This window comes from Bradyrhizobium sp. ORS 111 (genome assembly GCF_045571485.1).
Taxonomy (GTDB): Bacteria; Pseudomonadota; Alphaproteobacteria; order Rhizobiales; family Xanthobacteraceae; genus Bradyrhizobium.
Map to the genome: position 1 here is coordinate 2718131 of NZ_CP120701.1, position 26366 is coordinate 2744496.

31 protein-coding genes are annotated in these 26366 nt (G+C 63.4%); 10 read left to right on the forward strand and 21 right to left on the reverse strand.

Annotated elements, in window-relative coordinates; translation table 11 throughout:
- Window positions 1-6 precede the first annotated feature (6 nt).
- Complete coding sequence (locus P6U30_RS12335) at window positions 7-915, forward strand: flagellin (RefSeq protein WP_407169287.1); 909 nt, start codon at window positions 7-9, stop codon at window positions 913-915.
- A gap of 24 nt (window positions 916-939) precedes the next feature.
- Here P6U30_RS12335 and P6U30_RS12340 read toward each other — a convergent pair whose 3' ends face one another.
- From P6U30_RS12340 to P6U30_RS12355, 4 genes are all read right to left on the reverse strand, one after another.
- On the reverse strand, window positions 940-1872 hold the full coding sequence (locus P6U30_RS12340; protein WP_407169288.1) for a substrate-binding periplasmic protein: 933 nt from the start codon (window positions 1870-1872) through the stop codon (window positions 940-942).
- Complete coding sequence (locus tag P6U30_RS12345) at window positions 1869-2219, reverse strand: c-type cytochrome (RefSeq protein WP_407169289.1); 351 nt, start codon at window positions 2217-2219, stop codon at window positions 1869-1871. The genes P6U30_RS12340 and P6U30_RS12345 overlap by 4 nt, the downstream gene beginning before the upstream one ends.
- A gap of 13 nt (window positions 2220-2232) precedes the next feature.
- A complete protein-coding gene (locus tag P6U30_RS12350) occupies window positions 2233-3897 on the reverse strand; it encodes a methanol/ethanol family PQQ-dependent dehydrogenase (RefSeq protein WP_407169290.1) in 1665 nt (554 codons plus the stop codon).
- Window positions 3898-4124: 227 nt separating this feature from the next.
- On the reverse strand, window positions 4125-4280 hold the full coding sequence (locus tag P6U30_RS12355; protein WP_407169291.1) for a hypothetical protein: 156 nt from the start codon (window positions 4278-4280) through the stop codon (window positions 4125-4127).
- Window positions 4281-4571: 291 nt separating this feature from the next.
- Between P6U30_RS12355 and P6U30_RS12360 the strand changes: the two genes are divergently transcribed.
- The 4 genes from P6U30_RS12360 (at window position 4572) to P6U30_RS12375 (ending at window position 6912) form a co-directional block, all read left to right on the forward strand.
- Entirely contained in the window at window positions 4572-4970 is a 399-nt protein-coding gene (locus P6U30_RS12360; RefSeq protein WP_407170438.1) for a calcium-binding protein, read from the forward strand.
- 354 nt (window positions 4971-5324) lie between these two features.
- Window positions 5325-5405 (forward strand): pyrroloquinoline quinone precursor peptide PqqA, encoded by an 81-nt coding sequence (gene pqqA / locus P6U30_RS12365; RefSeq protein ID WP_035721241.1) that lies wholly within the window; start codon window positions 5325-5327, stop codon window positions 5403-5405.
- Between the two features lie 214 nt (window positions 5406-5619).
- The gene (locus P6U30_RS12370) at window positions 5620-6504 is read left to right on the forward strand and encodes a hypothetical protein (RefSeq protein WP_407169292.1); all 885 of its coding nucleotides are present in this window, start codon (window positions 5620-5622) and stop codon (window positions 6502-6504) included.
- A 171-nt stretch (window positions 6505-6675) separates the two neighbouring features.
- The gene (locus P6U30_RS12375; RefSeq protein WP_407169293.1) at window positions 6676-6912 is read left to right on the forward strand and encodes a hypothetical protein; all 237 of its coding nucleotides are present in this window, start codon (window positions 6676-6678) and stop codon (window positions 6910-6912) included.
- 103 nt (window positions 6913-7015) lie between these two features.
- Here the strand turns inward: P6U30_RS12375 and P6U30_RS12380 are convergent, their stop codons facing one another.
- The 4 genes from P6U30_RS12380 to P6U30_RS12395 are packed head-to-tail and all read right to left on the reverse strand — an operon-like array spanning window position 7016 to window position 9811.
- Entirely contained in the window at window positions 7016-7369 is a 354-nt protein-coding gene (locus P6U30_RS12380; protein WP_407169294.1) for a hypothetical protein, read from the reverse strand.
- A gap of 40 nt (window positions 7370-7409) precedes the next feature.
- Window positions 7410-8120: an ABC transporter ATP-binding protein gene (locus tag P6U30_RS12385; RefSeq protein ID WP_407169295.1), complete on the reverse strand. Its 711-nt coding sequence runs from the start codon at window positions 8118-8120 to the stop codon at window positions 7410-7412.
- Window positions 8110-8847 (reverse strand): ABC transporter permease, encoded by a 738-nt coding sequence (locus tag P6U30_RS12390; protein WP_407169296.1) that lies wholly within the window; start codon window positions 8845-8847, stop codon window positions 8110-8112. Before P6U30_RS12390 ends, P6U30_RS12385 begins: the two co-directional genes overlap by 11 nt.
- 1 nt (window position 8848) lies before the next feature.
- A complete protein-coding gene (locus P6U30_RS12395; RefSeq protein ID WP_407170439.1) occupies window positions 8849-9811 on the reverse strand; it encodes an ABC transporter substrate-binding protein in 963 nt (320 codons plus the stop codon).
- A 104-nt stretch (window positions 9812-9915) separates the two neighbouring features.
- On the opposite strand from P6U30_RS12395, the gene P6U30_RS12400 reads away from it, so the two are divergent.
- A complete protein-coding gene (locus P6U30_RS12400; protein WP_407169297.1) occupies window positions 9916-10275 on the forward strand; it encodes a hypothetical protein in 360 nt (119 codons plus the stop codon).
- 126 nt (window positions 10276-10401) lie between these two features.
- Here P6U30_RS12400 and P6U30_RS12405 read toward each other — a convergent pair whose 3' ends face one another.
- Window positions 10402-11232, reverse strand: coding sequence for a quinoprotein dehydrogenase-associated SoxYZ-like carrier (locus tag P6U30_RS12405; protein ID WP_407169298.1), 831 nt, complete (start codon window positions 11230-11232; stop codon window positions 10402-10404).
- Window positions 11233-11278: 46 nt separating this feature from the next.
- Window positions 11279-12205 (reverse strand): quinoprotein relay system zinc metallohydrolase 2, encoded by a 927-nt coding sequence (locus P6U30_RS12410; RefSeq protein ID WP_407169299.1) that lies wholly within the window; start codon window positions 12203-12205, stop codon window positions 11279-11281.
- Between the two features lie 167 nt (window positions 12206-12372).
- Here P6U30_RS12410 and P6U30_RS12415 point away from each other — a divergent pair, with 167 nt between their 5' ends.
- Window positions 12373-13254, forward strand: coding sequence for a substrate-binding domain-containing protein (locus P6U30_RS12415; RefSeq protein WP_407169300.1), 882 nt, complete (start codon window positions 12373-12375; stop codon window positions 13252-13254).
- The gene (locus P6U30_RS12420) at window positions 13251-13814 is read left to right on the forward strand and encodes a PQQ-dependent catabolism-associated CXXCW motif protein (protein ID WP_407169301.1); all 564 of its coding nucleotides are present in this window, start codon (window positions 13251-13253) and stop codon (window positions 13812-13814) included. The genes P6U30_RS12415 and P6U30_RS12420 overlap by 4 nt, the downstream gene beginning before the upstream one ends.
- A gap of 30 nt (window positions 13815-13844) precedes the next feature.
- On the opposite strand, the gene P6U30_RS12425 is transcribed toward P6U30_RS12420, so the two are convergent.
- The 9 genes from P6U30_RS12425 to P6U30_RS12465 form a co-directional block, all read right to left on the reverse strand.
- Window positions 13845-14141, reverse strand: coding sequence for a copper-binding protein (locus P6U30_RS12425; protein ID WP_407151316.1), 297 nt, complete (start codon window positions 14139-14141; stop codon window positions 13845-13847).
- A 138-nt stretch (window positions 14142-14279) separates the two neighbouring features.
- Complete coding sequence (locus P6U30_RS12430; protein ID WP_407169302.1) at window positions 14280-14909, reverse strand: hypothetical protein; 630 nt, start codon at window positions 14907-14909, stop codon at window positions 14280-14282.
- Window positions 14906-15754 (reverse strand): ABC transporter permease, encoded by an 849-nt coding sequence (locus tag P6U30_RS12435; protein WP_407169303.1) that lies wholly within the window; start codon window positions 15752-15754, stop codon window positions 14906-14908. The genes P6U30_RS12430 and P6U30_RS12435 overlap by 4 nt, the downstream gene beginning before the upstream one ends.
- Window positions 15751-16572 carry an ABC transporter ATP-binding protein gene (locus P6U30_RS12440; protein WP_407169304.1) on the reverse strand — a complete coding sequence of 274 codons (822 nt, stop codon included), beginning with the start codon at window positions 16570-16572 and terminating at the stop codon, window positions 15751-15753. The genes P6U30_RS12435 and P6U30_RS12440 overlap by 4 nt, the downstream gene beginning before the upstream one ends.
- On the reverse strand, window positions 16569-17540 hold the full coding sequence (locus P6U30_RS12445) for a YVTN family beta-propeller repeat protein (RefSeq protein WP_407169305.1): 972 nt from the start codon (window positions 17538-17540) through the stop codon (window positions 16569-16571). The genes P6U30_RS12440 and P6U30_RS12445 overlap by 4 nt, the downstream gene beginning before the upstream one ends.
- A gap of 14 nt (window positions 17541-17554) precedes the next feature.
- Window positions 17555-18736, reverse strand: a complete 1182-nt coding sequence (locus tag P6U30_RS12450; protein WP_407169306.1) for an ABC transporter substrate-binding protein — start codon at window positions 18734-18736, stop codon at window positions 17555-17557.
- A gap of 127 nt (window positions 18737-18863) precedes the next feature.
- Window positions 18864-18989, reverse strand: a complete 126-nt coding sequence (locus P6U30_RS12455; protein ID WP_407169307.1) for a hypothetical protein — start codon at window positions 18987-18989, stop codon at window positions 18864-18866.
- Between the two features lie 83 nt (window positions 18990-19072).
- Window positions 19073-19912 carry an S-formylglutathione hydrolase gene (gene fghA, locus P6U30_RS12460; RefSeq protein WP_407169308.1) on the reverse strand — a complete coding sequence of 280 codons (840 nt, stop codon included), beginning with the start codon at window positions 19910-19912 and terminating at the stop codon, window positions 19073-19075.
- 30 nt (window positions 19913-19942) lie between these two features.
- On the reverse strand, window positions 19943-20563 hold the full coding sequence (locus P6U30_RS12465) for a response regulator (RefSeq protein ID WP_407169309.1): 621 nt from the start codon (window positions 20561-20563) through the stop codon (window positions 19943-19945).
- Window positions 20564-20752: 189 nt separating this feature from the next.
- Here P6U30_RS12465 and P6U30_RS12470 point away from each other — a divergent pair, with 189 nt between their 5' ends.
- On the forward strand, window positions 20753-22117 hold the full coding sequence (locus P6U30_RS12470) for a histidine kinase (RefSeq protein ID WP_407169310.1): 1365 nt from the start codon (window positions 20753-20755) through the stop codon (window positions 22115-22117).
- Window positions 22118-22276: 159 nt separating this feature from the next.
- Complete coding sequence (locus P6U30_RS12475; protein ID WP_407169311.1) at window positions 22277-24712, forward strand: TonB-dependent receptor; 2436 nt, start codon at window positions 22277-22279, stop codon at window positions 24710-24712.
- On the opposite strand, the gene P6U30_RS12480 is transcribed toward P6U30_RS12475, so the two are convergent.
- Both P6U30_RS12480 and P6U30_RS12485 read right to left on the reverse strand, forming a co-directional pair.
- A complete protein-coding gene (locus P6U30_RS12480; RefSeq protein ID WP_407169312.1) occupies window positions 24709-25095 on the reverse strand; it encodes a YkvA family protein in 387 nt (128 codons plus the stop codon). The two genes, P6U30_RS12475 and P6U30_RS12480, sit on opposite strands and share 4 nt — an antisense overlap.
- A 41-nt stretch (window positions 25096-25136) precedes the next feature.
- The gene (locus tag P6U30_RS12485; RefSeq protein ID WP_407151327.1) at window positions 25137-26111 is read right to left on the reverse strand and encodes a helix-turn-helix domain-containing protein; all 975 of its coding nucleotides are present in this window, start codon (window positions 26109-26111) and stop codon (window positions 25137-25139) included.
- Window positions 26112-26366 lie beyond the last annotated feature (255 nt).

The following is a 26366-nucleotide window of genomic DNA, read 5'->3' on the forward strand; positions in this document are numbered from 1 at the left end:
GCGCTCATGGTGATGCGTGTTGCTACTTTCGCACTGTCGGACCAGATGATCGCGAGCGCGCTGCGGATGCAGGCGGTGATGGCCAATGAGCAGATGCAGGAATCCTCGGGGCAGAAATCTCAGGATTTCGCCGGCTATGGGGCCGATGCGGAGCGCGTGATCAACCTGCAGGTCTCGGTGACGCGTTCGCAGTCCTACATCGACGCCGCCAACGTCGCCGATAGCAAGGTGCAGGTGATGTATTCGGCGGTCGGAACGATGACCAACATCATCACCCAGCTTCGCACGCAGCTCAGCGCCGCCACCACCGGCAGCAGCACGGCGACAACCTCGGCGATCAACTCGGCCCAGCAGGCGCTGTCGCAGATGGGCGGGCTGCTCAACACGCAGTATGACGGGCAGTACATCTTCAGCGGCGCCCGCACCGACACGGCGCCGGTTGATTTGACCGGTTTTTCGAGCGGGACAGGATCGCTGACGACGTCCGATACCAGCTACTACCATGGTGACAGCGAGATCGCGTCGGTCCGGGTCGCGGACAACCAGACCGTCTCCTACGGCGTCACCGCCGACAATCCGGCGTTCGAGCAGGTGATGCGGGTGCTGAAATTCGTCGGCAACAGCACATCGCTGTCATCGAGCGATATCTCGCAGGCACTGAACCTCGCGGGCAGCGCGCTCGATGCGGTGTCCACCGTGCAGGCGAAGCTCTCGACCGCGGCATCGCAAATCGAAACGGCGAGCGCGAGCCAGAGCGACTACCAGAATTTCGCCCAAACCCTGGGCGGCGACCTCACCAATGTCGACGTCGCGGCCGTCACTGCGCAACTGTCGACCTACCAGACGCAATTGACCGCGTCCTACTCGGCGATCGCCAAGATCCAGAGCCTCAGCCTGGCGAACTACTTGAAGTAGCCGGCCTCGACGCGTGGTCCGGTCCTACCGGTTCAGGATCTTCAGCCAGACGTCGCCGAGGATGATCGGCTCGCGCGGGGCGAGGTAGGTGAGGCCGGCCGCCTGACCCAGCTCGGCGATCTTGCCACCGGCCTGCAACTCCGAGAGTACCTTGTTCACCGTGTCCAGCAGCGTCCTGTCGCTGTCGAGCGCGACGTAACCGCGATTGGCGCCGATCGGATAGTAGTATCCGGACGCAGTGATCTTGGTGTCAGGATGGCTTGCGCGGTAGGCATCGAACCGACGCATGTCGAGCAGCGTCGCATCGAACTCGCCGCTTTCGATCGAGCCGAGCAGATCGCTGCGGCCCGGAACAAGGTGAGTGATATCGTCGATCAGCTTGCCCTTGTCGAAGGTCATGAGGACGGCATCGCCCAGCGTTCCGCTCTCGATTCCGATCCGGAGGCCGGCGAGATCACCGATGCCGGCGATCTTGCGGTCCCTGGCCTTGGGGCCGAGCACGACTGTCATCGGCGAATAGATGTAGGGCTGGCTCGGCACCAGCACGCCGATCGGAATCCGCCGGCGATGGTCGTCCCGGGTGGCGCCGTCGAAGTCCGGCAGCTTGGCGGTCTTGACGCCGGGCACCACGAGCGAGTCCTTGGTCAGGGCGTAGCCGCCGACCAGCGAGCACCGGCCGTCCGACAGCAGCGCGTTGGCCTCGAGCGAGGGGCTGGAATCCTCGTCGAGCTTGCTTTCGAACCACTGGATCTTGAGTGGCCGCTCAAGCCGTTCGGCGATCGCTCGCGCGAGCGCCACATCGAAGCCCTGGTCGGGCTTGCCGCGATGATGCGCGGAGAGAGGCGGAAGATCCTCGTCGAGGCACACCTTGAGCGGTTCGTCGGCGGCTCGCACCGCGGTCGTCATCGCCAATGCAAGGAGGAGGGCAGTCACTGAGCCGGCGAGGAAGGCCCTCATGGACTCCTCCGGCTCGACACGAAGGCCCAGACGTCGGCGATTTCCTGGTCGGTCAGAATGTCCGCCCAGGGCGGCATCCTGCCGTTCTTTCCCTGCTTCACGGTGGTCACGAAGCGCGTCTTGTCGTCAGGGAATGCGCGCAGGTCCGGCGTGATGGTTCCGGAGTTGACCATGTTGGGGCCATGGCAATGCGAGCAGTTCTTCGCGTAGGTCACCTTGCCCTGGTCGACCTGACCCTGAAGGTCAATTGCACTGGGTTGCTGGGCGGCAGCCGCAATCTGCACGATCGAGGCCGTCGCGACGGCGGCGAGGATCGCCGCCGTCAACAGAGTTGCTCTTTCAGTCACGTCCGCTCCGCGCTCAGTGCTTGACCGCGAAGACCCAGAGCGAGCCACCGGGCGGCACCTTGGCAAGCCGCTCGTCGCCAGAGAACAGCGAGTAGACACCGCCATAGCCTGACGTGACGGCGACGTATTGCACGCCGTCCTGCTGCCAGGTCACCGGTTGACCCTCGATGCCCGAGCCGGTCTGGAACTGCCACAGCTTCTTGCCGTTCTCGGCATCGAAGGCCTCGAACTCGCCGGTCAACGCGCCGGTGAAGACAACGCCGCCTGCGGTCGACAGTACGCCGGAGAAGCGCGGAATGTCGCTCGGTGCTTCCCACTTCGCCTTGCCGGTCAAGGGATCGATCGCCTTGAGATGGCCGCGCGGGCCGTCACCCCACTCCCAGGGATCAGTCAGGTCCATGCCGAGATACCACTCGCCCTGCTTGAAGGTGACGGGTTCGGCCTTGTACCTGCCGCCGAATGCGAGCGTGTTCGCATAGGCGAGGCCGGTCTGCGGGTTGTACGACATCGGCTCCCAGTTCTTGCCGCCGAGGATCGACGGATAGACGGTGACCTTCTTGCCGTCGCGCGCGTCCTTGGCGACGTCGGTCTCGATCGGGCGGCCGGTTTTCATGTCGATACCGGTGGCCCAGTTGACCTTCACATAAGGATTGGCCGCGAGCAGCTTTCCATTGGTGCGGTCGAGCACATAGAAGAAGCCGTTGCGGTTGGCGTCCATCAGCACCTTGGTCGGCTTGCCCTCGACATTCATGTCGGCAAGCACCATTTCGGCCACCGAGTCGTAGTCGAACGGGTTGTTCGGCGAGAACTGGTAGTGCCACTTGATCTTGCCGGTCTTCGGATCGAGCGCGAGCACCGAGCAGGTGTAGAGGTTGTCGCCGGGGCGCACGGCCGCATTGAACGGCCCGGGATTGCCGATGCCCCAATACACCGTGTTCAACTCCGGATCGTAGGAGCCGGTGATCCAGGTCGAGCCGCCGCCGAGCTTCCAGGTGTCGCCCTTCCAGGTATCGCCGCCGGGCTCGTCAGGGGTCGGGATCGAGTAGGTGCGCCAGAGTCGCTTGCCGGTCGCCGGATCCCAGCCGTCGATGAAGCCGCGGGTGCCGAATTCGGCGCCCGAGATGCCGGTGATGACCACGCCGTCGGCGACCAGCGGGGCCACCGTCATCGAGTAACCTTCCTTGATGTCGGCGGCCTTCTGACGCCACAGCTCCTTGCCGGTCTTGGCATCGAGCGCGATCACATTGGCGTCGAGCGTGGTGCGGAACACCTTGCCGTCGTACAGCGCGGCGCCGCGGTTGATGATGCCGCAACAAACGATGCGTGGCGTCTCTGCGGGATATTCGACCTTGCTCTTCCAGATCTGCTTGCCGGTCTTGGCCTCGACCGCGATCGTCGCGTTGTGCGTGGTGAGGTAGATGACGCCCTGATAGACCAGCGGTTGCGATTCCTCGCTGCGGTCGTCGTTGAGACTGTAATTCCAGACCGGGACCAGATTCTTGATGGTCTCCTTATTGATCTGATTCAGCGTCGAGAAGCGCTGAAGATTGTAGCCCATGCCGTAATTGAGAACATTTGAAGTATCAGTCGCACCCTTAACCAACTGCTCGGTGGTTTGGGCGCTTGCACCGTACGATGCAAAGACTACGAGGCTTGCGGCCAGCGCAATGCGTTTCATCCGTTCCTCCCAATGGACTTTATCTTGCACGCCTATTCCTGACGTTGCAGTTGCAACCATCCGCTGGAAAGCAAAACGCGTCAATACGGAAACGCGCGCCAAGCCGTGCTGTCGGAGCAGCGAAGCTTCGAGCGTTCGTTTTTTCCACAAATGCCTCGACGGCTTACCGCGCCGTGGAATACTCGGCACCAGCGGTGCGCGACCGCTCGCAGCCGTCCTGGAATGGATCAACTCGATGGTGTGTGCCGGCAGGCGGTCGGACGTGGCTTGGTGCCACACTTGTCGGGCGGCACGTTGCAATTGTCGATGCGCTGCTCGTCCGTCCATTTGCGGCCGAGCCGCTCCTTGCCGGTCAACGTACCCTGCAGGGTCGTCTGTCCCACTGGAGCAGGCTGCCCGTTCTGGGCGGACGCGGATGCGACCAGACAGAGTGCGAAGAAGCAGCCCAAGGCGTTCCGATCAATGCAGCACATGATTGGCCTCGTTCGCTTATATGGTGCGTTGCAATCGAGAAGCATCGCGAGATGATCACAGGGGCTGTTTCTTTCCACCCGAAACCCGACAGCGGCCCGCGGTCTGTACAAGCTGTGCGAAGCTTCGCTGAAATCCGCTATGGTCAGCCTCGACGAGTAGGCTATGTTCCGCGTCGCTGTCCGAGCGAAACGAGACGAATGATGATATCGCGTCGATCCGTTGCTCTGGCGTTGCTCGCAGCCGTTCTGTCCGGCCCCGCACTGGCGGCGTCCCGCCGTGCCAGCGCGCTCAAGATGCTCGACCCGGACAATGATGGCACCGTCGATCTTGCCGAGGCCAAGAGGGCTGCCGCCGGCCTGTTTGCAAGGCTCGATCATGATCACGACGGCACGCTCGACGCGCGCGAACTGAAGGGGCGGCTGACCGCGAAGGAACTGGCTGCGGTAGATCCCGATCACGACGCCGCGCTCGCGCTCGACGAATATCTCGCGGTCGTCGAACAGCGCTTCAACGCGGCCGACCCGGACAAGGACTGGATGTTGGACGCGAAGGAGTTGAATTCGCGCGCCGGGCGTGCGTTGCTGCGCCTGCTCAAATAACGGTGCGGGCGCCCGTTTCTGCTGACCATGCGGGGGCTCGTTGCAGGTGGTCCGGCTCCGGCTGCAGCCATGACAAAAAAAATTGCGATTTCGCTCCTGGACAAGACACGATCGAAATGGCCAGGGGACAGGGATCGCCTCCGCGCCTGGCCGAAGCCGGAAAAGGCCTGACGGAACAGTGTCGGCCGTTGCCCTGGACCGCTTGCGCCCGGGCGGATCCGGCTGCGCCATCGGTCAAGGCACATGTCCAGCAGCGAAGTCAGCCGTTATCGCGTCGGCTTGCGCCTGGCTGGAGGCGGCCCTAGCTTTCGCCCCCGGCGCGAGTCTCGCGCCAGCTTACTTGGGAGCACGCGAATGACCTGGAAAACTCCGAAGATCGTCGAAGTGCCGGTGGGCATGGAAATCAACATGTACGCCTGCGCAGCGCGCAAGTGAGTCGAGACGATCTGCCCGGCTCGTGCAGCTTGCTGCATCGAGCCGCGGCAGGCGTCCGCGCTTCGGCAGCGAATGCGCTGCCGTTCTAAACCATCGATCGGCACGGAGAGCGGCTTGCGAGCCGATGTGCGCCCGTAGCCAGATTTGCTTACCGCCATACGCCTGAGCTAGGGTGGAGCCTCCTTGCAGGGGCGCGGGTTTTTAAGTCGATCCGATGGCTTTCGGACTGAACCAGGTTTGGTGGACAGAGACCTTATGTGCTGCGACCGCGATCGTCGCCGCGCTGTTGCCGCTTGCCGTGCAAGCCGAAGGCATCGATACCGAGCACATCTTCGGCTTCATGATCGGATCGGATGTCGGCACCGTCGGCGAGCGCGAATTCCAAAGCGTGACTACGGGTCGCTTCGCCAAGGATAGTGGGACTTATCGCGCGATGAGCCAGCAGCTCGAAGCCGAGTTCGTTCCGATGCAGGATTTCCGCGTCGAGGTCGGAACGACGTTCATGGCCCATGACATCGCCGGCGTACCGGGTCTCGATGATCGCCGCCAACTATCCTGGCAGGGCCTGTCAGTCGATCTCCGTTACCGCTTTCTTGATCGCGAGACCGCGCCGTTCGGCATGACGCTGGCGATGGAGACACATGCCGATCGCGTTGACGAGACGACTGCGGCGGTGGTTCGCAGCTATGGCACGGAATTCACTGCGGCGTTCGACCGCGAGGTGATCCCGAATGTTGCCGTGGCTGCTCTCAATCTGAGCTATGAGCCGGAATGGACCCGCGTGCCCGCGACGGGCTCGGCCGAACAGGACTCTACCATCGGCGCGGCATTGGGGCTGATGGTGCAGGTGCGGCCCGGCATCCTGCTCGGGGGCGAGGCGCGCTACCTCAGGAAATATGACGGGATCGGCCTCGATGCGTTCGCGGGACAGGCGCTCTTCATCGGCCCCACCGCGTATTTTCAGCTCTCGGAGAGCTCCCGCCTGACCGCCGCCTGGGGCATCCAGGCCTGGGGGCAACGCCCAGGAAGCAACGCCACGCTGGACCTCGTCAACTTCGAGCGCCACCAGGCACGCCTGGTGTTCGGCGTCAATTTCTAGAGCATGATCCGGAAAAGTCTGAAGCGGTTCTCCGAAAGGATCGTGTCAAACAAATAACCCTCGCTTTAGGGGCCGGTTCCTGCGTTCTTTCACGGGGCTGTGAAACCGCGGATTGCGTGATTGCGGACTTCGCCGCATTATCTGGCGATGGGCACGTTTTGAGGAGTGCACATGAACCTGATCGACTTGATCGTCACGGTATGTGCCGTGATGTCGCCCACCACCTGCGAGGAGAAGCACCTGGTGTTTGACTGGCAGGGATCGCTGCAGCAATGCGCGATGGCTGCGCCGCCCTATATCGCGCAATGGATCGGCGAGCACCCGAAATGGACGGCGGTGAAATGGCGGTGCGAATACCCGCATGCCAACGACCACGCTGACGCGGGCAGCGATACGCCGGCGGGTTAGAGCATTTCTCGGGTCTGATTGAATCAGAACCGAAGCTCTAGATTCTTGTTTTGACGCGTTCACGCGAACCGGTATCCACTTCGCTCGAAAACGCTCTAGGCGCTTACTTGTTGCAGTCCTTCAGGTCCTTGTCGGAGACCGAGAACACCGCGTCGGCCTTGATCTCGATGTCGCGGACAAAGCACTGCCTGGAGCCGGCGTAGTTGACCTTGGCATCATAGCGGCCGGGCTCGACGCCGATGATGCGCAGGCGCTCGTCGTGGTCGACCTCCTTGTCCTTGTCGTTCAGTGTCTGGTTGGGACCCCACTCGTTCTTGCCGGCCGGCGACAGCTCAAAGCCCGAAATCGTCGCGCTGGTCAGATTCCACAGGCGGATGCCTTTGCCCTTGATTTGCGCGAGCGCCAGGCCCGGCCCGGCGAGCAGCGAGACAGCAACCACGATCAACGCACGCGACATCGAGAAGCCTCCCTGGAGTTTCCTGAAGGATGAACGCGCCTCACATATTTGCAAGGTCCAACTGCAAGAGCCGCGTCTTGATTTCGGTGATCTCCTGCTCGCTTCGCGTCGCCCGCGGTGTGGCAATCGTTTCGACGTGGAGGATCCGGGCCGGCCGTGCCGACAGGAAGAACAGCCGGTCGCCGAGGCGGACCGCATCATCGAGATCGTGGGTAACCAGCAGCGTCATCATCTTTCGGCTGGCGACCAGCGTTGCGATCTGGTCCCGCAGCCGTCCGGCAAGTGCGCTGTCGAGCGAAGCCAGCGGCTCGTCGAGGATGAGGAAATCCGGCTCTATGGCAATGGCTCGCGCCAGCGCGACGCGCCGGGCGAGGCCGAGCGACAATTCGCCCGGGAAATGGCCGCGGTGCGCGCTCAATTCCAGCAGTGCGAACAGCGTCGCCAGCCTGCTGCCGTCGACATGCGGCGCGGCGAGCCGCACGTTCTCCTCGACCGAACGCCACGGCAACAGCCGCGGCTCCTGAAACACCATGCCGAGCCGAACGCCCGCTGAGCGCGCGACCTTGCCCTGGTAGTTGCGGTCGAGGCCGGCGAGAATCCTGAGCAGGGTGCTCTTGCCGCAGCCCGAGGGACCGAACACCACGCCGACTTCGCCGGCGTTCAGCGTGAAGGTGATGTTGCCGAGCACGTCGTGGCGCTTGCCGGCCGCGTTCTCGAAGCTCTTGCCCGTGATATTGACGTCAAGCTGCACGGAGCCGCCACCGCGATAGCCTGGTTTCAAACGGCTGTACCAGCAGGGTTTCGATGACCAGCACGACCGCCGCAAAGCTCAGCGAATAGGCGAGCAGCAGCGGGATGTCGAAGAGCTGGAAGGCGACGCCGATCTCGAAGCCAACACCGTTCGGCCGTCCGAGCAGCTCGGCGACCAGTACGATCTTCCAGACCAGCGAGAGTCCGGATCGCGCAGCAGCCGCGACGTAGGGCGCAAGCTGCGGCAGGATCACGTGCCGGTACAGCCGACCGCGCGGAACCGCAAACGCCGTCGCCATCTCGTCCAGTGCCGGGTCGAGCGCGCGGGCGCCCTCGCGCAGGGTGACGACGGCGGTCGGGAGCTTGTTGATGGCGATCGCCGCGATCGCCGCAACCTCGGTGAGCCCGGCCCAGATATAGGCGAGCACGATGACGACGAGCGCCGGCAGGTTGAGCAGCAGGATCAGCCAGGGATCACCGAGCCGGTTGACCAGTTGGACCCGGCCCATCGCGTAGCCGATCGCCGAGCCGATCGCCATCGCCAGCGTGAAGGCTAGCGCGACGCGCGCCAGTGTCGCGCCGAGATTGAGGAACAGCGCCCCGGACCGCGCCTCGGCGGTCATCGCCGTCAGCACCACGGGCGGCGCCGGCAATTTCGCCTCGCCGATCAAGAGCGAGGCAATCCACCAGGTCGCAATGAACAACACGAATGACAGGAGACGCAGCACCTCAGTCTCCGGGATTGGCTTGATAGAAGGTGCCGGGGTCGAGCTCGGCTGCGGTCCCGACCAGCTCGCGACCGCCGATCTGCGCCAGCACGCGGTACAACACGCGCGCATCGGCCTCCTCCTCGGCGACCGTTCGGCGCGGAATGCCTTCGCGATAGCGGTCGCGGTAGGCATGCAGGGTGGCGGCATCGGGCGCGCCGGTCAGCGGCGCGATCACATCCCATTCGGCATCCGATGTGGCAAGCATTTCCTTTGCCGCGCTTGTCATGGCGATGAAGCGGGCGACCATGTCACGGTGGGCGCTGGCCCAGGCTTCGTCGAAGACGTAGCCGATCATCGCAATCCGTCCCTTGGTGCCGAGCTTCTTGAGCACGTCTTCCATGCCGGCAAGCCGGCGAAAGCCCTTGGCTTCAAGCGCAGCGCAGAAATTCCAGTAGTTGAGGACAGCATCCATCTCGCCGCCGAGCGCCTTGGCCGCGAGCAGCGGCGGGGCGCCGTAGACGATGGTCGATTGCGACTTCAGGTCGATGCCGTCCTGCTTCAACGACGCCTGCAGCAGCAGCCAGTTCTTGTCAATCGCGCCGCCGGCGACGGCGAGCTTGCGACCCCTGAGGTCGGCGAGCGTCTTGATCGGGGAGGGGGCCGGGACCATCACGGCGCCGAGCGCGCTCGAATAGGGGTAGAATTGCAGCTTGGCGCCGAGCGAGCGCTCGCGCGATACCCAGGGCCAGTCGGACACCATCACATCGGCCGTGCCAGCACGCAGTGCGATCTTGCCGGCTTCGGGACTTGCGAGCTCGACGATGTCGATCGACAGATTGGCCTTCTTGTCGAGACCGTGGGAGCGGATGACCGCCAGTTCCCAGGCCAGTGTCCCGGTCTTCTGCGCTGCAATGCGGATGGTCTCCGCGCCACAGGAGGTGCCGACCTGCATGACGGCCAGAACGGCCGCGGCCAGCAGCATGCGAACAGAACCCTTCATCGTCTCGTGAGCCACTTCCCCGAATGTTTTCTTTTCTGTCGTCGACTCATAGCATAGCCTGCGGCCGGAGAAGAGGAAGCAGGACCATGGCACGAGCTGGCATGCTAGGACCGATTGTCGCCGTCTCGGCCGTGCTCGCCGCGACCGGCATGGGCGCGCGGGCCGACGAGATCAACGACTATCCGACCTCGGCGCGTGCCGAATACGTGTTCGGCTGCATGAAGGCCAATGGCGAGACCCGGCAGACGCTTGACCAGTGCTCCTGCTCGGTCGACGTCGTTGCCTCGCTCATCCCCTATGAGCGCTACGTCACCGCCGAGACGGTATTGAGCATGTCGCAGGTGCGCGGCAATCTGGGAACGCAGTTCCGCTCGTCCGAACAGGCGACGAACGCGCTCAACGACCTCCGGCGTGCGCAGGCGGAAGCCGAAGTCAGGTGCTTCTAACAGCCCGTCATGGTGCGAAGAGCGCGCGAACCGCGAAGCCCGATGTGCGCCCTGCGTTCTTCGAGGCGGCCCCGTTGCGGCACCCCTCAGGAGGAGGGAAACCAGTAGAATCTCGCGGCTGTAACGTCAGGTCCCGGAAGCGTCGGCATTCCATTCATGCTGGAAAATATGCCCGTCGGTGTCCTTGGCCTCGGCGCGGAAGTGCTTTGCGCCGTTCGAGACATAGGTGAAGCGGATATTGGGATCCTCGGAAATCGAGATTCCCCCCTCCATCGCGAGCACCGGGCTGTCATCCTGCCAGAGGTGTAGCTCGTTGATGAAGAAGGCCGGGATGTAGAGGTGCGTGACCTGGTCCATCTGAAGGCCGGAATTGTTGGGATGGCCGATCATGATCTGGGCATCGCGGATGTTGCTCGCGGGCCCCTGTTCCGGCCATGCGAACTGCCGGTAGCGCATCTGGCCCAACCGGTTCTTCGCTTCTTCGGCGTCCTTGACCGCCGGCGCCGAGCAGCCGCCGGATGCCTTCACATAGGTCTTGGCCACATAAAGCTTGCCGTCGCTGAGTTCGGCGACAACGTGCACGTCGGTGTAATTGTTGACCCGGACCCGGGTCGAGATCTCGGTGACGTTAGCGTCCGCACCGAGGGTGAATTTGGCCGCCATCGGCGCGGGGTTCTGGTCGATCACGAGCGTGATCGTCTTGACGCGACGGCTGTCACCGGGCGACAGCTTGGTGCGCAGCGTCACCGGCACGATCGCGGCGTCCTCCGCCCGCGCCGGCATCTCGATGCCGATGACGTCGCTGCCGTCACTCATCGGACGGTTGTTGAAGATGTCCTGGACGAGCCCGGGCCAGGGATCATAGGCATCCGTGCTGGCCGCGGGCGCGGCAGGCGCAGCCAGCGCGATCGATACGATGCCGGCGAAGCGGAGCTGACGGATGCGATGTCGGAGCATGGTCGCTGATCCAATGTGGCAGCGTCACTATAGGGCACGGGTCAAGCTATTCCCATTCCATTTCTGAGAATGCTGCAGTTGCGTTGCGTGCGTTGTAGTCGTCGAAGAGCTCCCAGCGAGTCCGTTCGGACGCCGCGGCATGTTCGGCGGCCGCCGTGATCGGCTTGCCGCTCGCGATCAGCGCGCGAATGTCGGCGGCCAGCACGCCGAGATAACGCCGCTCATCCGCGAGCGCCGCAGGCCATTCGCTCACGGCCCCGTGACCGGGAACCACGCGCTGCGCAGGGATGGCCGTAAGCTCGTCGAGTTCACCCAGCCAGCCCTTCAGGCTGCCATCGACCACGGGAATATGAGTCAGGAACACCAGATCACCGGCGAACAGGGTTCTGGTCCGCTCATCGAGCACCGTCAGATCGTTGTCGCTGTGGGCGGTGGGCCATGCCTTGAGGGTGAGGGTCCGGCCGCCGAGGTCGAGCTTGAGCGTATCCTCGACCAGCACAGTCGGCGGAATGATGCGGACCTCGTCGATCAGTGCGTCGCCCATCGTTCGGCGAAAGCCGTCGAGATAGAATCGCCCGCGCACGGCCAGCGCGCGCGGCAGGTTCTTGTGGCCGACGAAGCTCGTCCCCTCGTTGACGAAGGCGGCGTTGCCGAAGCTGTGGTCAGGATGGGCATGGGTGTTGATCACATAGCGGATCGGCTTGTCGGTATGACTGCGGACCGCGGCCAGCAACCGGCGGCCCTCGCGGACGCTGCCGCCAGTGTCGATGACGGCGACGGCGCTGCCACCGACGATAAACCCGACATTGGCGATGGCGCCTTCGTTCTCACGCGTCATCAGTGCTATGACCCCGGTGTGCACGAATATTCCGGGGGCGACTTCGCTTACAGGCAATTCCGGCTCCTGCGCCCGCGCTATTGTCGAGGCAGCGAGCGTCAGGACCAGCGCCATCACTGAAATGCCATGAACCATGATTCCGCCTTGGTTTCACCGAGACGCAAGATCGAACGCTTGAGCGCCCGGTTTGCATTGCAGCAAGCAACGCCACGCGGTCGCGATGATTATTCCTGTTGCACGCCATGGTGCGGCGGGCAATCTATGGATGGCGGCGACCCATCCGATCGAGAGGAGACCACGTGATGAGAAATGTCGGATGTCGTCCCGCATTGTTCGCGCTTGCCGGCGTTATCGCCTGCTTCATCGGGCGCGGCATGGCGCTGGCCCAGGTCAACGATCAGGGCGAACTCTCCATCGAACTCGTCGATCCCAAGGTTCTGCGCATTTGTGCCGATCCGCGCAACCTGCCGTTCTCGAACGACAAGGGTGAGGGATTCGAGAACAAGATCGGCGAACTGTTTGCCGCGAAGCTGCAGAAGAAGCTCGACTACATGTACTTCCCGCAGGCGACGGGCTTCGTGCGGGTAACGCTCGGGTCGCATCGCTGTGACGTGATCATGGGATTCCCTCAGGGTGACGACCTCGCGCAGGGGACCAATCCCTATTACCGCACGGCTTACGCCCTGGTCACCAAGCCCGGCGGCGGACTCGAAGACGTCGCAACGCTGGAAGATGAGCGGCTGAAGAGCAAGCATATTGGCATCATTGCGGGTACGCCGCCGGCGACAAATATGGCAATCGCCGGGCTGATGGGGAATGCGAAACCCTATCCGCTGATGATCGACACGCGCTTCGATTCCTCGGCGGAGGCGATGATCACCGACCTGACCAAGGGCGAGATCGACGCCGGCATCCTATGGGGACCGATGGCGGGATTCTACGCCAAGAAGTCGAATCCGCCGCTGCATGTCACACCGCTGGTCAAGGAGACCACGGGACCGAAGCTTGTCTATCGCATTGGGATGGGTGTGCGGGCGGCCGATCAGAACTGGAAACGGCAGCTCAATCGTCTGATCCAGGAGAACCAGCCGGCGATCAACAAGATACTGCTCGATTATGGCGTTCCGCTGCTCGACGAGCACGATCAACCGATTGGTCCGGAGACCGCCAACAAGTCGCCATGATCAGGCTGTCCGCAGCCGCACTCGCCGCGCTTCTGGCAATTGCCATACCTGGCAATGCGCAGGATCGTCCCGCGGAACCTGCGGATTATCGCACCGAGGACTACCGCGCTCCGGTGCCCACGACGCTGGCAGGCGCGCGCGTGCTCAGCACGGAGGAAGCCGAGGCCATTTGGCGCGAGAAGTCGGGCAGCTTCATCGACGTGCTGCCGCGCGCGCCGAGGCCGGCAAATCTGCCTGCTGGCACTGTGTGGCGTGACAAGCCGCGCCACGATATTCCCGGCAGCATCTGGCTGCCCGATACCGGCTACGGCGGGCTCGCCCCATCGACGGAGGATTATCTGAAGCGCGGGCTGGTCCATGCCTCCGGCGGCAACACCGCGACGTTGCTCGTGATCTACTGCCAGGAGAATTGCTGGATGTCCTGGAATGCCGCCAAGCGCGCGCTGTCCTACGGCTATCGCAACGTCGCGTGGTATCCGGATGGAACCGACGGTTGGGGGCGTGCCCTGCTGCCGCTCGCACCCGCCGAGCCCGAACCGCGGGCCGGCGAGGAGAAATGACGGCCGCGGCCTTTGCGCGTCCGTGGGCCGCTACGGCTTCTTCTTCTCGAGCTTGTCGATCGTCTTGGTGCCGTTGCTCTCGGTGGTCGAGTAACTGACCTTGTCGCCGGCGTGGAAGGCTTCGAGCGACTGGCCCTTTGGTACCTTGTATTCCGGAGCGCCGCTGGCCGCCCCGACCGTGCCGGACTCCGTCTGCTGGATGGCAATCGTTCCAGCCAATCGGTCAATCTTGGTGATTATTCCCGACATGGATTGCTGGGCCAAAGCCGCTGACGTGACCAGACTTGCAGCCGCAAGGCTGGTCAGGGCGATCTTAGCTGCTCTCATCGGTGTCTCCCAAGCTCAGACATAGTTGGAGACAACGAGGAAGCGGACCGGTTGGTTCCGCACTTTATCCTGGGCCTTTGTGTGGCGTTTTTGTCTCGGACATTTGCCGGGGAGACCCGAGGTGCCTTGCCGCAAGCGTCAGTCCAGCTCCTGCTGGATCGCGCGGCTGAGCGCAAAAAGGCGCTGATCGATCGTGGTCGGCACCTCGCAGACATATTTCACCACGTGGCGGCGATCCTCGAAGATCCGCGTCTCCCAGGTCAGTTGGTTGCCGAGCTCATCGACCTTGGCCTGATCCGGCGGCGTCGCGTCCTGCAGCGCCTGCAGCGCAAGCGTATCGGTGCGGATCTTCTCCGCCGCCTGGCGCTGTTTGCGCATGACGCGCTCCAATCCGTTCATGATGGACGCGCGCTGCGCGTTGAGCGTATCGAACAGGCCGGCAAACAGCAGCTTTCCGGCGTTGGTCTTGTCGGCCGCAGCGGCCGATAGAAAACTGGCGATCTCCTTCTCCGCCTCGTCGAGCGGGACACGGCGCGCCGAAAGCTTTGCTACCAGCGCGCTGACCTTCGGATCGTCCTTCCACTTACTTTCCGCGTCATCGAGCGACGGCCCTGCCCAGACAGCGGCGACCGAGATTTCAGGCACCTTGGCCTGGGCGCATGGCCAGTCCGGATAGCGCGGGTCGGCGGCCAACGCCGCATGGTTCGACAGCGTGATGGCGAGCAGCGCGCCGCCCGCAATTGCCCACGTCTCGACTGGCCATCTCATGCCTCGCCTCCGCCAGGACCGCGGCGCACGAGGCCACGCGATGGATCGTAGGCGACGATCGCGCCGATCATGAAGACCACGGTGCAGCCTCCAACCACTGCAAGCGAGACCCAGTTCATCTTGCTGTACAATGCGAACCGTATCAGCTCCACCGCATGCGTGAAGGGATTGCATTGGCAGACATAGTACAGCAACGGGCTACCCTCCTGCACGCGCCAGAGCGGGTAGAGGGCCGATGAGGCAAAGAACATCGGGAAGATCACAAAGTTCATCACGCCGGCGAAATTCTCGAGCTGCTTGATGACGGACGAGATCAGCATGCCCAGCGCACCGAGCATCAGGCCGGACAGCACCAGTGCCGGTAGCACCGTGAGATAACCGATCGTCGGCGGCGCGATATCCCAGAACCAAGCGATCAGCAGGAATGCATAGACCTGCAGCAAGGAGACGGCGGTGCCGGCCAGCAGCTTGCAGAACAGCAAGTAGCCACGTGGCAACGGGCTCACGAGCAGCGTCCGCATGTTGCCCATCTCGCGGTCATAGACCATCGACAGCGAGGATTGCATGCCATTGAAGAGTTGGATCATCGCCATCAGGCCGGGCGCGATATAGACCTCGTAGAGGATGTAGGTCTCGTAGGGTGGGATGATCGAGATGCCGAGCACCTGGCGGAAGCCGGCGGCGAAGATGAACAGCCACACCAGCGGCCGGACCAGCGCCGAGACGAAGCGCTCGCGCTGATGCAGGAAGCGCAGCGCCTCGCGCCAGACGATGCCGTTGAGGCAGACGATGTATTCCGATAGCGCGAAGCCGCTTCGCGCCGATGTAACCGTCGTGCTGCTCATGCTGGCGGCCTCCCGGTGAGCGTCTGCGTACCGGTCAGGCGCATGAACGCGGTGTTGACGTCCTGAGCCCCGGCATCCGCGATGACACGCGATACCTGGCCGTGTGCCAGCATCTTGCCCTGATGCAGCACGACGAGATCGTCACTCGGCATGATTTCGTCGAACAGGTGCGTCGCCCACAGCACGCCAATGCCCTGCTCGGTGACGAGTTGACGGACGTGATCGAGAATATCGGCACGCGCTTTGACGTCGAGCCCGACGGTTGCTTCGTCAAGCAGCAGCAGGCGCGGTCGGTGCAGCAGTGCGCGGGCGATCTCGAGCCGCCGCATCTGGCCGCCGGAGAGGTTGCGCACCTTGCTGCCGGCTCGATCGGCAAGGCCAATGCGGTCCAGCACCTCCGCGCTGCGCAGGCGCGCCTCGCGCCGCGAGATGCCGTGGAGGGCTGCATGATAGAGCAGATTCTGCGTCAGCGAGAGATCGAGGTCGAGCGTGCGCGGCTGGAACACCACGCCCAAAAGCCGCAGCGCTTCCCCCGGCGTCCGGCTGATGTCATGGCCGAAGATGCTGATCCGGCCGGTCTGGATGCCGAACAGCCGGGTCACCAGCGAGAACAGCGTGCTTTTCCCCGCACCGTTGAGGCCGAGCAGTGCTGTGAAGCTGGCGGGCGCGACCGTGAAATTGACGTCGATCAGGGCGCGGCGCGGGCCATAGCTGTGGCTGATATTGTCGATCGACAGCGCAGGCTGAACGGCAGCGCCTGCCTCCGGTGCAGAGGCTGGCGAAGGCTGATTAGCGATGTGCGCGTCGGTTGCTGTCATGGCTTTCCGATCGTGACGCCCCAGGGCAATTCCCCGACCTGGATGGTCTTGATCACCTTTTGCGCGGCGACATCGATCACCGAGACGTCGTTGGAGACACCGTTGGTGACCATCAGGTACTTTTCGTCCGGGGTGAAGTCCATGTGCCAGACCCGCTGCCCGACCAGGAGATATTTGAGCACCTTGTGCGCGGTGGCGTCGACCACCGCGACGCGATTGGCCGGGCCGAGCGCAACAAACGCGGTCTTGCCGTCCTTGGTCATGCCGATGCCGACGGGCTGGATCGCCTCGCTGCGCAGGCCTGGAATGGCGAAGGTGATCTTGCCGGTCACCTCGTGCTTGGCGGGATCGATGATCGAGACCGTGCCGCCGATCTCGGAGGAGACCCACAGTTCCGAGCCGTCCTGCTTGAAGACGGCGAAGCGCGGTCGCGAGTCGACCAGCACATTGGCCACGACCTGGCGCGTCGTCGTATCGATGAAATGCGCCATGCTGGTGGTTTCGGAGGTGTTGATCAGGATCTTGCCGTCGGGGCTGACAGCCATGCCTTCCGGTTCGACGCCGACCTGGATGTCGCCAAGCCGGGTCCGTTTCTCGAGATCGATCACCGTGACCGTGTTATCGTTCTCGTTGGCGACGTACATGATCTTGCCGGCGGCGTCCTGGGTGAACAATTCAGGATCGGGACCGGAGGGCAGGGTGTCGACGATCTGCTGGGTCTTGGTATCGATCACCTGGATCGTGTCGTCGTCTCCCACCGCGACCCAGACGAACTTGCCGTCGTGCGAGAATTCGATGCCGCGCGGCCGCTGGCCGACCTTGATCGTGTTGGTGACGGTCCAGTTGTCGGTGTCGATCACCGTGACGGTGTTGCCCTTCTCGTTGGAGACGTAGGCGACGTATGCGGACGCCGGCGCGGTGGCGGCGAGCCAGGCGAACATCCCGGTGAACAGATAGCGGCGCCACATGCGTTCGATCTCCCTCACTGCAGCTTGCACTTCGTCTCGGGCCGGTCAACACCGAGCGTGTCGAGTTCGGAGACCTGATGCAGGAAACCCTCCTGGGGCGACACCGAGACGACCATGCGCCCATCGGCCAGCAGGATCGGCTGACGGAGCTGCAGATTCCAGTCGCGCAAGGTCAGTCGCGTGCCCTTGAAGGCGGCGACCGAGAAGTTCGGCCCCTTCAAGAAGGCGACGACCTTTGTGCGGTCGCCGGAATTGGTGCGGGCCGTTGCCTCCCCGATCATGCGGGCCGCGGTCCAGGCTTGCATGTCGAGCGCAGTCATGTGCCGCATGTTCAGCTTCATGAAGCGGTTTTGAATCTGGACGGCGCCCCATTGGTCATGTGCGGCGTCCCAACTGGTCGGCACCAGGCCAGCCGAGCCGGCTACAGGCCGCGGGTCCCAGGTCCTATACGGCAGATAGTTCGCGAACACCTGGCTCTCGTCTGCTGCGACGAGAACGTCATAGGCCGGTGCCTGCTGCGTGAACACCGGCATCTGACGCTGAATCAGCGTCACGCCGCTGTCGGTGCGGCGTGCCCCGCCGGTGTCCTCGAAAGTCCGCTCCTGAACGATCTTGGCGCCGAAGCGCGTCGCGGCGCGGCGCAGCGCGTCGGCGTAAAGCTTGTCCGGATCGTGCGAGCCGACCACCAGCAGCCAGCGCTTCCACTGCTTCCACACCAGATACTGACCAAGGGCATCGGCGAGCATCGAGCGGGTCGGCGCGACATGGACGATGTTGGTGCGGCAATCCTGCTCGCGCAGCCGATCGTCGATTGCGCCGGCGTTCAGGAGCAGGGTGCCCCGATCGTGTAATGCGTCAGCGGCCTTGAGCAGCGCGTCAGCAGGCAGATCGGTGATGATATAGTCGTTGCGGCCGGCGAGATCGGTCGCGACCTTGGCGACGTCGTCGCCGGGTTTGATCCTGACGTCCTCGAGCGTGAAGTGCTGGTTGAGGAATTTGCCCGTCGTGTTGTTATCCTCGATCGCAAGGTGTGCGCCGGCGATACCGTCATTCTCGGCGGGCTGTTCGGCAAGCGACAGCGTTGTCTTCACGCCGGCATGGCCGAGATAGCCGATATGGATCTCGACCGAATCCGCCGCCAGCGCCTGGCTCGTCGCCAGCCCGAGCGCGATCGCGGCGATCAGCCATCGGAACATGATTCCTCCCGTCACGTCTTCTCGTTGTCGGAGCATGAACACCGGATGCACTCTTCCGGATCATGCCTTGGCTTGCAAGATGACCGAATTGCCCGGGCTTGCAACCCCGCCTTTGGGTGCTTGGAGGTTACAAATTTCGCTGGTTCACAATCATGGGATCGACGTTCATTGGCATCGTTGCAGCGCTGGTGATGCCGGCGGCGGCGGGCGCCGAATCGCCGAATTGCGGTACGTCGCGGTTGCGATTGAGCATCCGGGAAAGCGCGGGCCCGCTTTCCCTCGCGACAAACGCACAGCGTTTGCGCGCTAATCGTGCTCAAATCACGGGACGAGGGATCACGCCTTCAGGCGCGCCGCATGCCAGCGCAGGTGATCGGCCATGAACGTTGAGATGAAGTAGTAGCTGTGGTCGTAACCCGGCTGGCGCCGCAGGGTGAGGGGAATGTTGGCCTTCTCGCACGCAGCCTTCAGCAGTTCGGGCCGAAGCTGCTCGGTGAGGAACTGGTCGGCATCGCCGTAATCGACGAGCAGGTCGGGGAAGCGGGCGCCGTCCTCGATCAGCGCGACGGCGTCGTTCTTCCGCCACGCCGCCTTGTTGCTGCCGAGATAGCCACCGAGCGCCTTGTTGCCCCATGGCACCTGTGATGGCGCCACGATCGGCGCGAAGGCGCTCGCCGCGCGGTAGCGCTCGGGATGGCGCAGCGCTACCGTCAATGCGCCGTGGCCACCCATCGAGTGGCCGAGGATCGATTGCCGTGTCGTATCGACAGGGAATTGCTCGGCGATCAGCTTCGGCAACTCCTCGGTGACATAGCTCCACATGCGATAATTGCGGGCAAACGGCGCCTCCGTCGCATCGACATAGAAGCCCGCTCCAAGGCCGAAATCGTATGAGTTGGCGGGATCGCCGGGCACGCCTTCGCCACGCGGGCTGGTATCCGGCGCGACGAAGATCAGGCCGAGCTCGGCGCAGGCCTGCCGGAATTCACCCTTTTCCGTGACATTGGCGTGGGTACAAGTCAGTCCCGATAGATAGGTGACCACGGGCAGTTTCGCGCCGGCCGGATGGGCCGGGACGAACACCGAGAACGTCATGTCGGTCTTGGTCTCGCGGCTCGGATGCCGGTACACGCCCTGGCTGCCGCCATGGGATTTGTTCTGGGAAACCATCTGCATTGTCGTGTTCCTTGACGGTGGAGCGTAACGTCAGGCGACGCCACTTTCGATCGCCAATCGCACCAGCTCCGCCGAGGTGCGCACGCCGAGCTTCTGGCGCATGATCGAAGACGTGTTGGCGACCGTCTTGTAAGAGGAATGAACCAGCCAGGCGATCTCCGACAGGCTCTTGCCCGAGGAGAGCAGGCGCAGGATCTCCATCTCGCGCGAGGTCAACCTGGACAGCGGATTTTGCGCGAAGGCCGGCCGCGCGAAGGCGACGCGGCGTGCGATCGCGGGTGGCAGGTAGACGCCGCCTTTGCCGACCTCGCGCACCGCCTCCAAAAGGTCGTTGGGATCGCCGGTTTTGGAGACGTAGCCCTTGGCGCCGATATCGATGGCGCGGGCGGCAAACACCGGATCATCGTTCATGCTGAACATGATGATGCGTGCTCCCGCCTCGCGCGCCAGGATGCGGCGCGCCAGTTCGAAACCAGAGACCGTCGGCAGATTGATGTCGATTACGCAGATGTCGGGCTTTTCGGCAACGAAGGCCCGCTCGCCGCTCTCGGCGTCCGGCGCTTCCAGCAGCACGACATCGGGATCGTCGGCGAATACGGTGCGGCAGCCTGACGCGACGATGGGATGGTCATCAACGATCAGAATGCGCATGGCGTTGTCCCGTCGACCCGCTTCGATCCGTTCATCATCGCATCAACCCGCACGACGTGCCGGCGAACGCCGGTTCCAATCCGGTTGTACACCTCGTGCGAGATTGCAGTAGGGTGGGATTAGATAGCCGGGCAAGTTTGGCTGTCAACGATCCTCTGGGAGGAGGACTTCGCGGTCAGGGGCAACGCAATGTGGCGAAAACTATCCTTGCGCGCACGGATCAACCTACTGCTGGCGCTGATCCTGTTGATCGGACTGGGCGTCAACATTGCGCGGCTTGTGCTGGAAGCAGGACCTCGGGTGCAGGCCGAGGACCAGAGCACGATCCGGCTGGCACGCGAGTTCGTCGGGACGATTGTCGCAGGTCTCAAGGAGGTGCCGGATCCCGACGCGCGGCTCGACCAGATCGTCCAGGATCTGAGCCGGCTGCGCCATGTCAGCATCACGCGGCAGGATGAGACGACGACCAAAGCATCCAAGCCAGCCGAGCAGGCCAGCGATCCGCGCGCGCCGCCCGCATGGTTCGTGGCGCTGGTGCACCCCGAGCAAACCTCGGTGCGGGTGCCTATTTCGATCCGCGGCGAGGCGCAATCGCTGCTGATCACCTCGCACCCCGACGACGAGATGGCCGAGATCTCGGACGGCATTGTCACCCAGGTCGAGGTCGGCTCTGCGATCGCGGTCGCGCTCTTTCTGGTGACCATGCTGGTGGTCGGCCGCGCGCTTGCGCCGCTCGAGGGGTTGTCGAAAGCCATGACGAGCATCGAGGCGGGATCTTACGATGTGCGGGTCGAGCCGGGCGGATCGCCTGAACTGGCCGCGATCTGCTCCAAACTGAACCATCTGGCGGCAACCTTGGGCGAGGCCATCGAGGGCAAGCGGCGGCTCGCCGAGCGCGCGGTGTCGTTGCAGGACTCCGAGCGCAAGGAGATCGCACGCGAGCTGCACGATGAGTTCGGGCCCTATCTGTTTGCGCTGCGCGCGCATGCCGGCGCCCTGATGCGCCTGTCCGAGGTCGACAAGCCTGACCCAGTGGCGCTGGGTAAGCATGGCAATGCCATTCTCGAACAGGTCAATGCGCTCCAGCAGTTCACGCGTCGCATCCTCGAACGGTTGCGGCCCGCCGGTCTCGCCGAACTCGGGCTTCGCGATGCGCTCGGAGCGTTGGTGCGGCTGTGGAGCGAGACGCATCCCGAGGTGGAGATCGAGAGCAGCGTTTCGAACGCGCTCGGCGATACCGGCGAGATGGCCAACCTAACGATCTATCGCATCGTGCAGGAAGCGCTCACCAATGTGTTCCGGCACGCCGGCGCGACTGCAATCAGCATCACCGTCGAACCGGCGGAGCGGCAGACCGGCGTGCGCGGCAGCAGGGTATGCGCGCTGGTGAGGGTGAGCGACAACGGCCGCGGTCTCCGACCGGACTACAGGCTGGGGCGAGGTCTGACCGGCATGCGCGAACGGATCCTCGCGCTAGGCGGGACGCTCAACGTCAACTCCGGCGATGACGGCGTGACGGTCGAGGCGCTCGTCCCCAAAGGTGTGGTGGCCTAATCGCTGTACCAGCTTGAGAAGCTATCGCTCGCCTTTATTCGGGAATTATTCCCGGATCTTTCGGGAACAGATTTCGGTGGCGTGGCGCGCAATCTGCTCACTAGTATCGTCATGCGAACCGGCGGGGATAAGCAAGGCCGGCCCTTGGTGGGTGGGAGTATGGGCGGCGTGCGAGTTGTGGTGGTCGCATCAATCGCGACAAGCGTGATCGTCGGCAAGGACGTTGCCTTTGCCCAAGGCGGATCCGAGCACGTTCAAACGCTGCCGCCGGTCGAGGTCACGGCGCCGAGCGATGGTGCAAAACGCGGACGCTCGCGGGAGGCGGCACGCATCGTTCGTCCCCGGCCAAGAGTTGTGATACCGACCGCGCCGGCCTCCACAGCGTCGTCCGCTTCCGAGATCGACGCCGATAAGGTTTCTGCCGGCATCAACGTCGTCGACAGCAAGCAGATCGAACGGACCGGCTCGCCCAATGTGACAGACGCGCTGTTGCACAATGTGCCGTCTGTCAACATCAACGAAGTCTCCGGCAATCCATTCCAGCCGAACCTGGAGTTTCGCGGCTTCGTCGCCTCACCGGTGTCGGGCACGCCGCAAGGACTCGCAGTCTACCAGAACGGGGTTCGCATCAACGAGGCCTTCGGCGACACCGTCAACTGGGATCTGATCCCTACAGCAGCGATCAGATCGGCTACCATCGTCACCAACAATCCGGCCTTCGGCCTGAATGCGCTCGGCGGCGCGGTCGATCTCCAGATGAAGGACGGCTTCAGCTATCACGGCACCGAGGTCAACGTGATGGGCGGCTCGTTCGGCCGCATCCAGGGCTCCGCGCAGTGGGGCAAGCAGATCGACAACCACTATGCCGTCTACGGTGCGCTCGAAGGCGCACATGACGATGGCTTCCGCAACTTCTCGCAATCCGACGTCCGGCGCTTCTACGGTGACATCGCCTACAGGAACGATGTCAACGAGTTCCATCTCAACATGGGCGTTGCCGACAACAAGTTCGGCGCCACCGCGACCGTCCCCAACGAATTGCTGCGGCAATATTGGGGTGCCACCTACACGACGCCACAAATCACGACGAATCGCGTCGGCTACCTGAACCTGACCGGCAAGGTCGAAGCTACCCCGACCTGGACAATCGAGGGCGCCGCGCATCTGCGCTTCTTCGGGCAGAAGACCGTGGACGGAAATCCGACCCGGGTGCAGCCCTGCGACGATCCGACGCTGCTGTGTTTCGGCGACGGTGCAACGCCGGCCAACGACGTGAACGGCCTCCAGCTCGGCAATCCGTTCCCGTCCAGCGCTTTCCTTGGCGAGATCGACCGAACCTCGACGCGGTCGACCACTGCCGGCTTGTCGTTGCAGGCGACCAACGACGACAAGCTGCTCGGGCACGATAACCGCTTCACCATCGGCGCCAGCTACGACACCAGCGTCACCTGGTTCAACGCCAGCGCAGAGCTGGCCACCATCGGCACGAACTATGTCCTGTCAGGCAGCGGCATCTATCTCGGACCATCCGGCGATCCCTCGGTGGGAGAGATCGGCCCGGTGTCGCTGCGAACCACGAACCAGTACACCGGCATCTACGCACTCGATACCTTCGACGTCACCAGCCGGTTTTCGATCACCGGAGGCGGCCGGTTCAACTCGGCCCACATCTCGCTCGAGGACCAGCTCGGCACGGCGCTGAACGGCACCCACGAATATGACCGCTTCAATCCGATCATCGGCGGCACCTTCAAGATCACGCCGGAACTGACGGCCTATGCCGGCTATTCCGAGGCCAATCGCGCCCCGACGCCGCTGGAGCTGGGCTGCGCCGACCCGGCCCATCCCTGCACCATCGCGGCCTTCTTGGTGTCGGACCCGGACCTCAAGCAAGTGGTGTCGCACACCGTCGAAGCGGGGTTGCGCGGGACCAAGGATCTCAACATCGGCACGCTGAGCTGGAAGTTCGGAGGCTTCCGCGCCAAGAACACCGACGACATCCTTGCCATTCCGAGCCCGCTGCTGCCGGGCCACGGTTATTACCAGAATGTCGGCTCGACGCGCCGGCAGGGCATCGAGGCCGAGGTCAAGCTGAATTCGTCGGCGTTCCAGGTCTATGCAAGCTATGCCTTCATCGATGCGCGTTTCCTGGACGCGCTGCAAGTCGGCTCCAACAGCCCGTTTGCGGATGCCGACGGCAACGTCCAGATCTTGCCGGGTAACCAGATTCCCGCCGTACCCCGCCATCGCGTCAAGGCCGGCTTCGATTACGCGGTGACCGACAAATTCAAGGTCGGTGGCGACGCGCTCTGGGTCAGCAGCCAGTACTTCGTCGGCGACGAATCCAACCAGGCACCGAAGCTGCCGTCCTATGCCGTCTTCAACGCGCACGCTTCGTATCAGATCAACAAGACGTTTCAGATCTACGGCCGCATCGACAACATTTTCGACAAGCGCTACGCGACCTACGGCACGTTCTTTGAAACGGATACGCTGCCGAACTTCGCCAATGGCGGCGCACCATTCACCGATCCGCGTTCGCTCAGCCCGGCCCGGCCACGCGCCTTCTATGCGGGACTGAAGGTGACGTTCTAGGATTGTCGCGGCCAGCAGGCGACGACCGCCCATCCCAGCGCAGGCGCGCTCGCGATCCAGAGCAGGATGATCGCGATCATTCCGGCCCGGCTCGTTGGGCGTTGCAGGGCGCTGCTTGCGCTGGCCCGGCACTCGGCCAAGACTTCAGGTGGAATGAGCGAGATCGCGAGCCAGATGCCGAGCGGCAGCAGGATCAGGTCATCGAGATAGCCAATGACCGGAATGAAGTCCGGAATCAGGTCGATGGGCGAGAGCGCATAGGCCGCGATCGCGACGGCGAGCGCCTTGGCGTACCAGGGCACGCGAGGGTCACGTGATGCAAGGTAGAGGGCGTAGCTGTCCCGCTTGAGGTTGCGCGCCCAGGCTTTGAGGCTGGAAAGCATGACAAAGGCCCGTCGGCGTGCCCGCACGCCGACGGGAGGACTTACTCCAGCACCACGTCCGCCGGCATGCCGCCGTGCTGACCCTTGTGGACGGACGAGGGCGCAATGCCGAAATACTTCCGGAACACGCGGCTGAAGTGTGAGGAGCTCGAGAAGCCCCATGAGAACGCGACGTCGGTGATAGTCTTGCCGTTCTGCGATTCCAGCTCCTGCCGGCAATGTTGCAACCGGGCCTTCCAGATGTAGTCGCTGACGGTCATGCCGCGGTCGCTGAACAGCATGTGCAGATAGCGCTTGGAGCAGCCGAGCGCCGCGGAAATGCGGTCGATGCACAGATCGGGATCGCGCAGATGCTCGCGGATGAAACCCTGCGCCCGGACATAGGTCGCCTCGGCGCTGCCGCGGTCGAACATCGCACCGGTCTCGCGCAGTGGCAGCAGCAACAGGTCGATCAGCGAATCGGCGACGCCGACCGCGTTGAGCGGAGACAGCTTCGACGCTTCGCCGAAAGCGGCGTGTACGAAGTCATAGGCGATTCGACCCGTGCCGTTGCGCGCCGACAGCTTGCAGGGCGCCATCTTGGAAAGCTGGAAGCCGCGCTCCTTCAGGAGGTCCTTCGGCACGATGACGACCTCATGCCGCGTCAGTGACGGGCTGATGATGGTGTGGGGGCAGGACACGTCGTAGGCGAAGCAATCGCCGGGCATGATGTCGAAGTGCCGGCCTTCCTGCTCGAAATGCGACACGCCATAGGTCTGGAAGAGGATCTTGATGTAGGGGTGCTCGCTCAACTTGATGCGCGAGACCGTGTGCGCGATCCGGTGCTGGCTTGCCTCGATTTGGCACAGCTTCAAGCGCGACACCGTCGTGTAGTTGATCCTTCCTTCGAGTGATGCCCCCTCCAGGGCATCGACCTCGAACTGACCGCACAGGTCAGTCAACGCGTCTGACCAACGCTCGATTTGCCGCTTGGGCGTCAAACCGGTCGTATTGAGCGAATGGATTGTGTCGGACATTTTTCCAGCCACCGATTTGATCCCCAAGCGTGACTGCTTATCGCGCAAAGCCTGGTCCGAGATACCGCGCCATTTTACCTCATGTCCCGAGAGTGCAGAGAATGGCGGCGGGATTCTTCCCGGTCAATGTCGGGCAATCCTCCGACTAAGTTCTTGCGTCGTCAAGCGCAACCTTGGAGGGCACCGAGGTCGGTCAAGGCCGCCGCTCGCCGTGATGCTCTGCAGCATAGATGCAGGCTCCCCAAGCGAATTCAG

Excerpts from the sequence above, each read along its gene's own strand:
- P6U30_RS12450 (WP_407169306.1), bottom strand. The coding sequence starts at position 18,736 with ATGTTCCGATGGCTGATCGCCGCGATCGCGCTCGGGCTGGCGACGAGC.
- P6U30_RS12405 (WP_407169298.1), bottom strand. The coding sequence starts at position 11,232 with ATGCTCCGACATCGCATCCGTCAGCTCCGCTTCGCCGGCATCGTATCG.
- P6U30_RS12485 (WP_407151327.1), bottom strand. The coding sequence starts at position 26,111 with ATGTCCGACACAATCCATTCGCTCAATACGACCGGTTTGACGCCCAAG.
- fghA (WP_407169308.1), bottom strand. The coding sequence starts at position 19,912 with ATGCAGATGGTTTCCCAGAACAAATCCCATGGCGGCAGCCAGGGCGTG.
- P6U30_RS12415 (WP_407169300.1), top strand. The coding sequence starts at position 12,373 with ATGAGAAATGTCGGATGTCGTCCCGCATTGTTCGCGCTTGCCGGCGTT.
- P6U30_RS12340 (WP_407169288.1), bottom strand. The coding sequence starts at position 1,872 with ATGAGGGCCTTCCTCGCCGGCTCAGTGACTGCCCTCCTCCTTGCATTG.
- P6U30_RS12380 (WP_407169294.1), bottom strand. The coding sequence starts at position 7,369 with ATGTCGCGTGCGTTGATCGTGGTTGCTGTCTCGCTGCTCGCCGGGCCG.
- P6U30_RS12350 (WP_407169290.1), bottom strand. The coding sequence starts at position 3,897 with ATGAAACGCATTGCGCTGGCCGCAAGCCTCGTAGTCTTTGCATCGTAC.
- P6U30_RS12400 (WP_407169297.1), top strand. The coding sequence starts at position 9,916 with ATGGCACGAGCTGGCATGCTAGGACCGATTGTCGCCGTCTCGGCCGTG.
- P6U30_RS12475 (WP_407169311.1), top strand. The coding sequence starts at position 22,277 with ATGGGCGGCGTGCGAGTTGTGGTGGTCGCATCAATCGCGACAAGCGTG.
- P6U30_RS12360 (WP_407170438.1), top strand. The coding sequence starts at position 4,572 with ATGATATCGCGTCGATCCGTTGCTCTGGCGTTGCTCGCAGCCGTTCTG.
- P6U30_RS12370 (WP_407169292.1), top strand. The coding sequence starts at position 5,620 with ATGGCTTTCGGACTGAACCAGGTTTGGTGGACAGAGACCTTATGTGCT.
- P6U30_RS12435 (WP_407169303.1), bottom strand. The coding sequence starts at position 15,754 with ATGAGCAGCACGACGGTTACATCGGCGCGAAGCGGCTTCGCGCTATCG.
- P6U30_RS12440 (WP_407169304.1), bottom strand. The coding sequence starts at position 16,572 with ATGACAGCAACCGACGCGCACATCGCTAATCAGCCTTCGCCAGCCTCT.
- P6U30_RS12465 (WP_407169309.1), bottom strand. The coding sequence starts at position 20,563 with ATGCGCATTCTGATCGTTGATGACCATCCCATCGTCGCGTCAGGCTGC.
- P6U30_RS12455 (WP_407169307.1), bottom strand. The coding sequence starts at position 18,989 with ATGCTCAATCGCAACCGCGACGTACCGCAATTCGGCGATTCGGCGCCC.
- P6U30_RS12470 (WP_407169310.1), top strand. The coding sequence starts at position 20,753 with ATGTGGCGAAAACTATCCTTGCGCGCACGGATCAACCTACTGCTGGCG.
- P6U30_RS12410 (WP_407169299.1), bottom strand. The coding sequence starts at position 12,205 with ATGGTTCATGGCATTTCAGTGATGGCGCTGGTCCTGACGCTCGCTGCC.
- P6U30_RS12425 (WP_407151316.1), bottom strand. The coding sequence starts at position 14,141 with ATGAGAGCAGCTAAGATCGCCCTGACCAGCCTTGCGGCTGCAAGTCTG.
- P6U30_RS12335 (WP_407169287.1), top strand. The coding sequence starts at position 7 with ATGGTGATGCGTGTTGCTACTTTCGCACTGTCGGACCAGATGATCGCG.
- pqqA (WP_035721241.1), top strand. The coding sequence starts at position 5,325 with ATGACCTGGAAAACTCCGAAGATCGTCGAAGTGCCGGTGGGCATGGAA.
- P6U30_RS12375 (WP_407169293.1), top strand. The coding sequence starts at position 6,676 with ATGAACCTGATCGACTTGATCGTCACGGTATGTGCCGTGATGTCGCCC.
- P6U30_RS12395 (WP_407170439.1), bottom strand. The coding sequence starts at position 9,811 with ATGCTGCTGGCCGCGGCCGTTCTGGCCGTCATGCAGGTCGGCACCTCC.
- P6U30_RS12480 (WP_407169312.1), bottom strand. The coding sequence starts at position 25,095 with ATGCTTTCCAGCCTCAAAGCCTGGGCGCGCAACCTCAAGCGGGACAGC.
- P6U30_RS12420 (WP_407169301.1), top strand. The coding sequence starts at position 13,251 with ATGATCAGGCTGTCCGCAGCCGCACTCGCCGCGCTTCTGGCAATTGCC.
- P6U30_RS12430 (WP_407169302.1), bottom strand. The coding sequence starts at position 14,909 with ATGAGATGGCCAGTCGAGACGTGGGCAATTGCGGGCGGCGCGCTGCTC.
- P6U30_RS12445 (WP_407169305.1), bottom strand. The coding sequence starts at position 17,540 with ATGTGGCGCCGCTATCTGTTCACCGGGATGTTCGCCTGGCTCGCCGCC.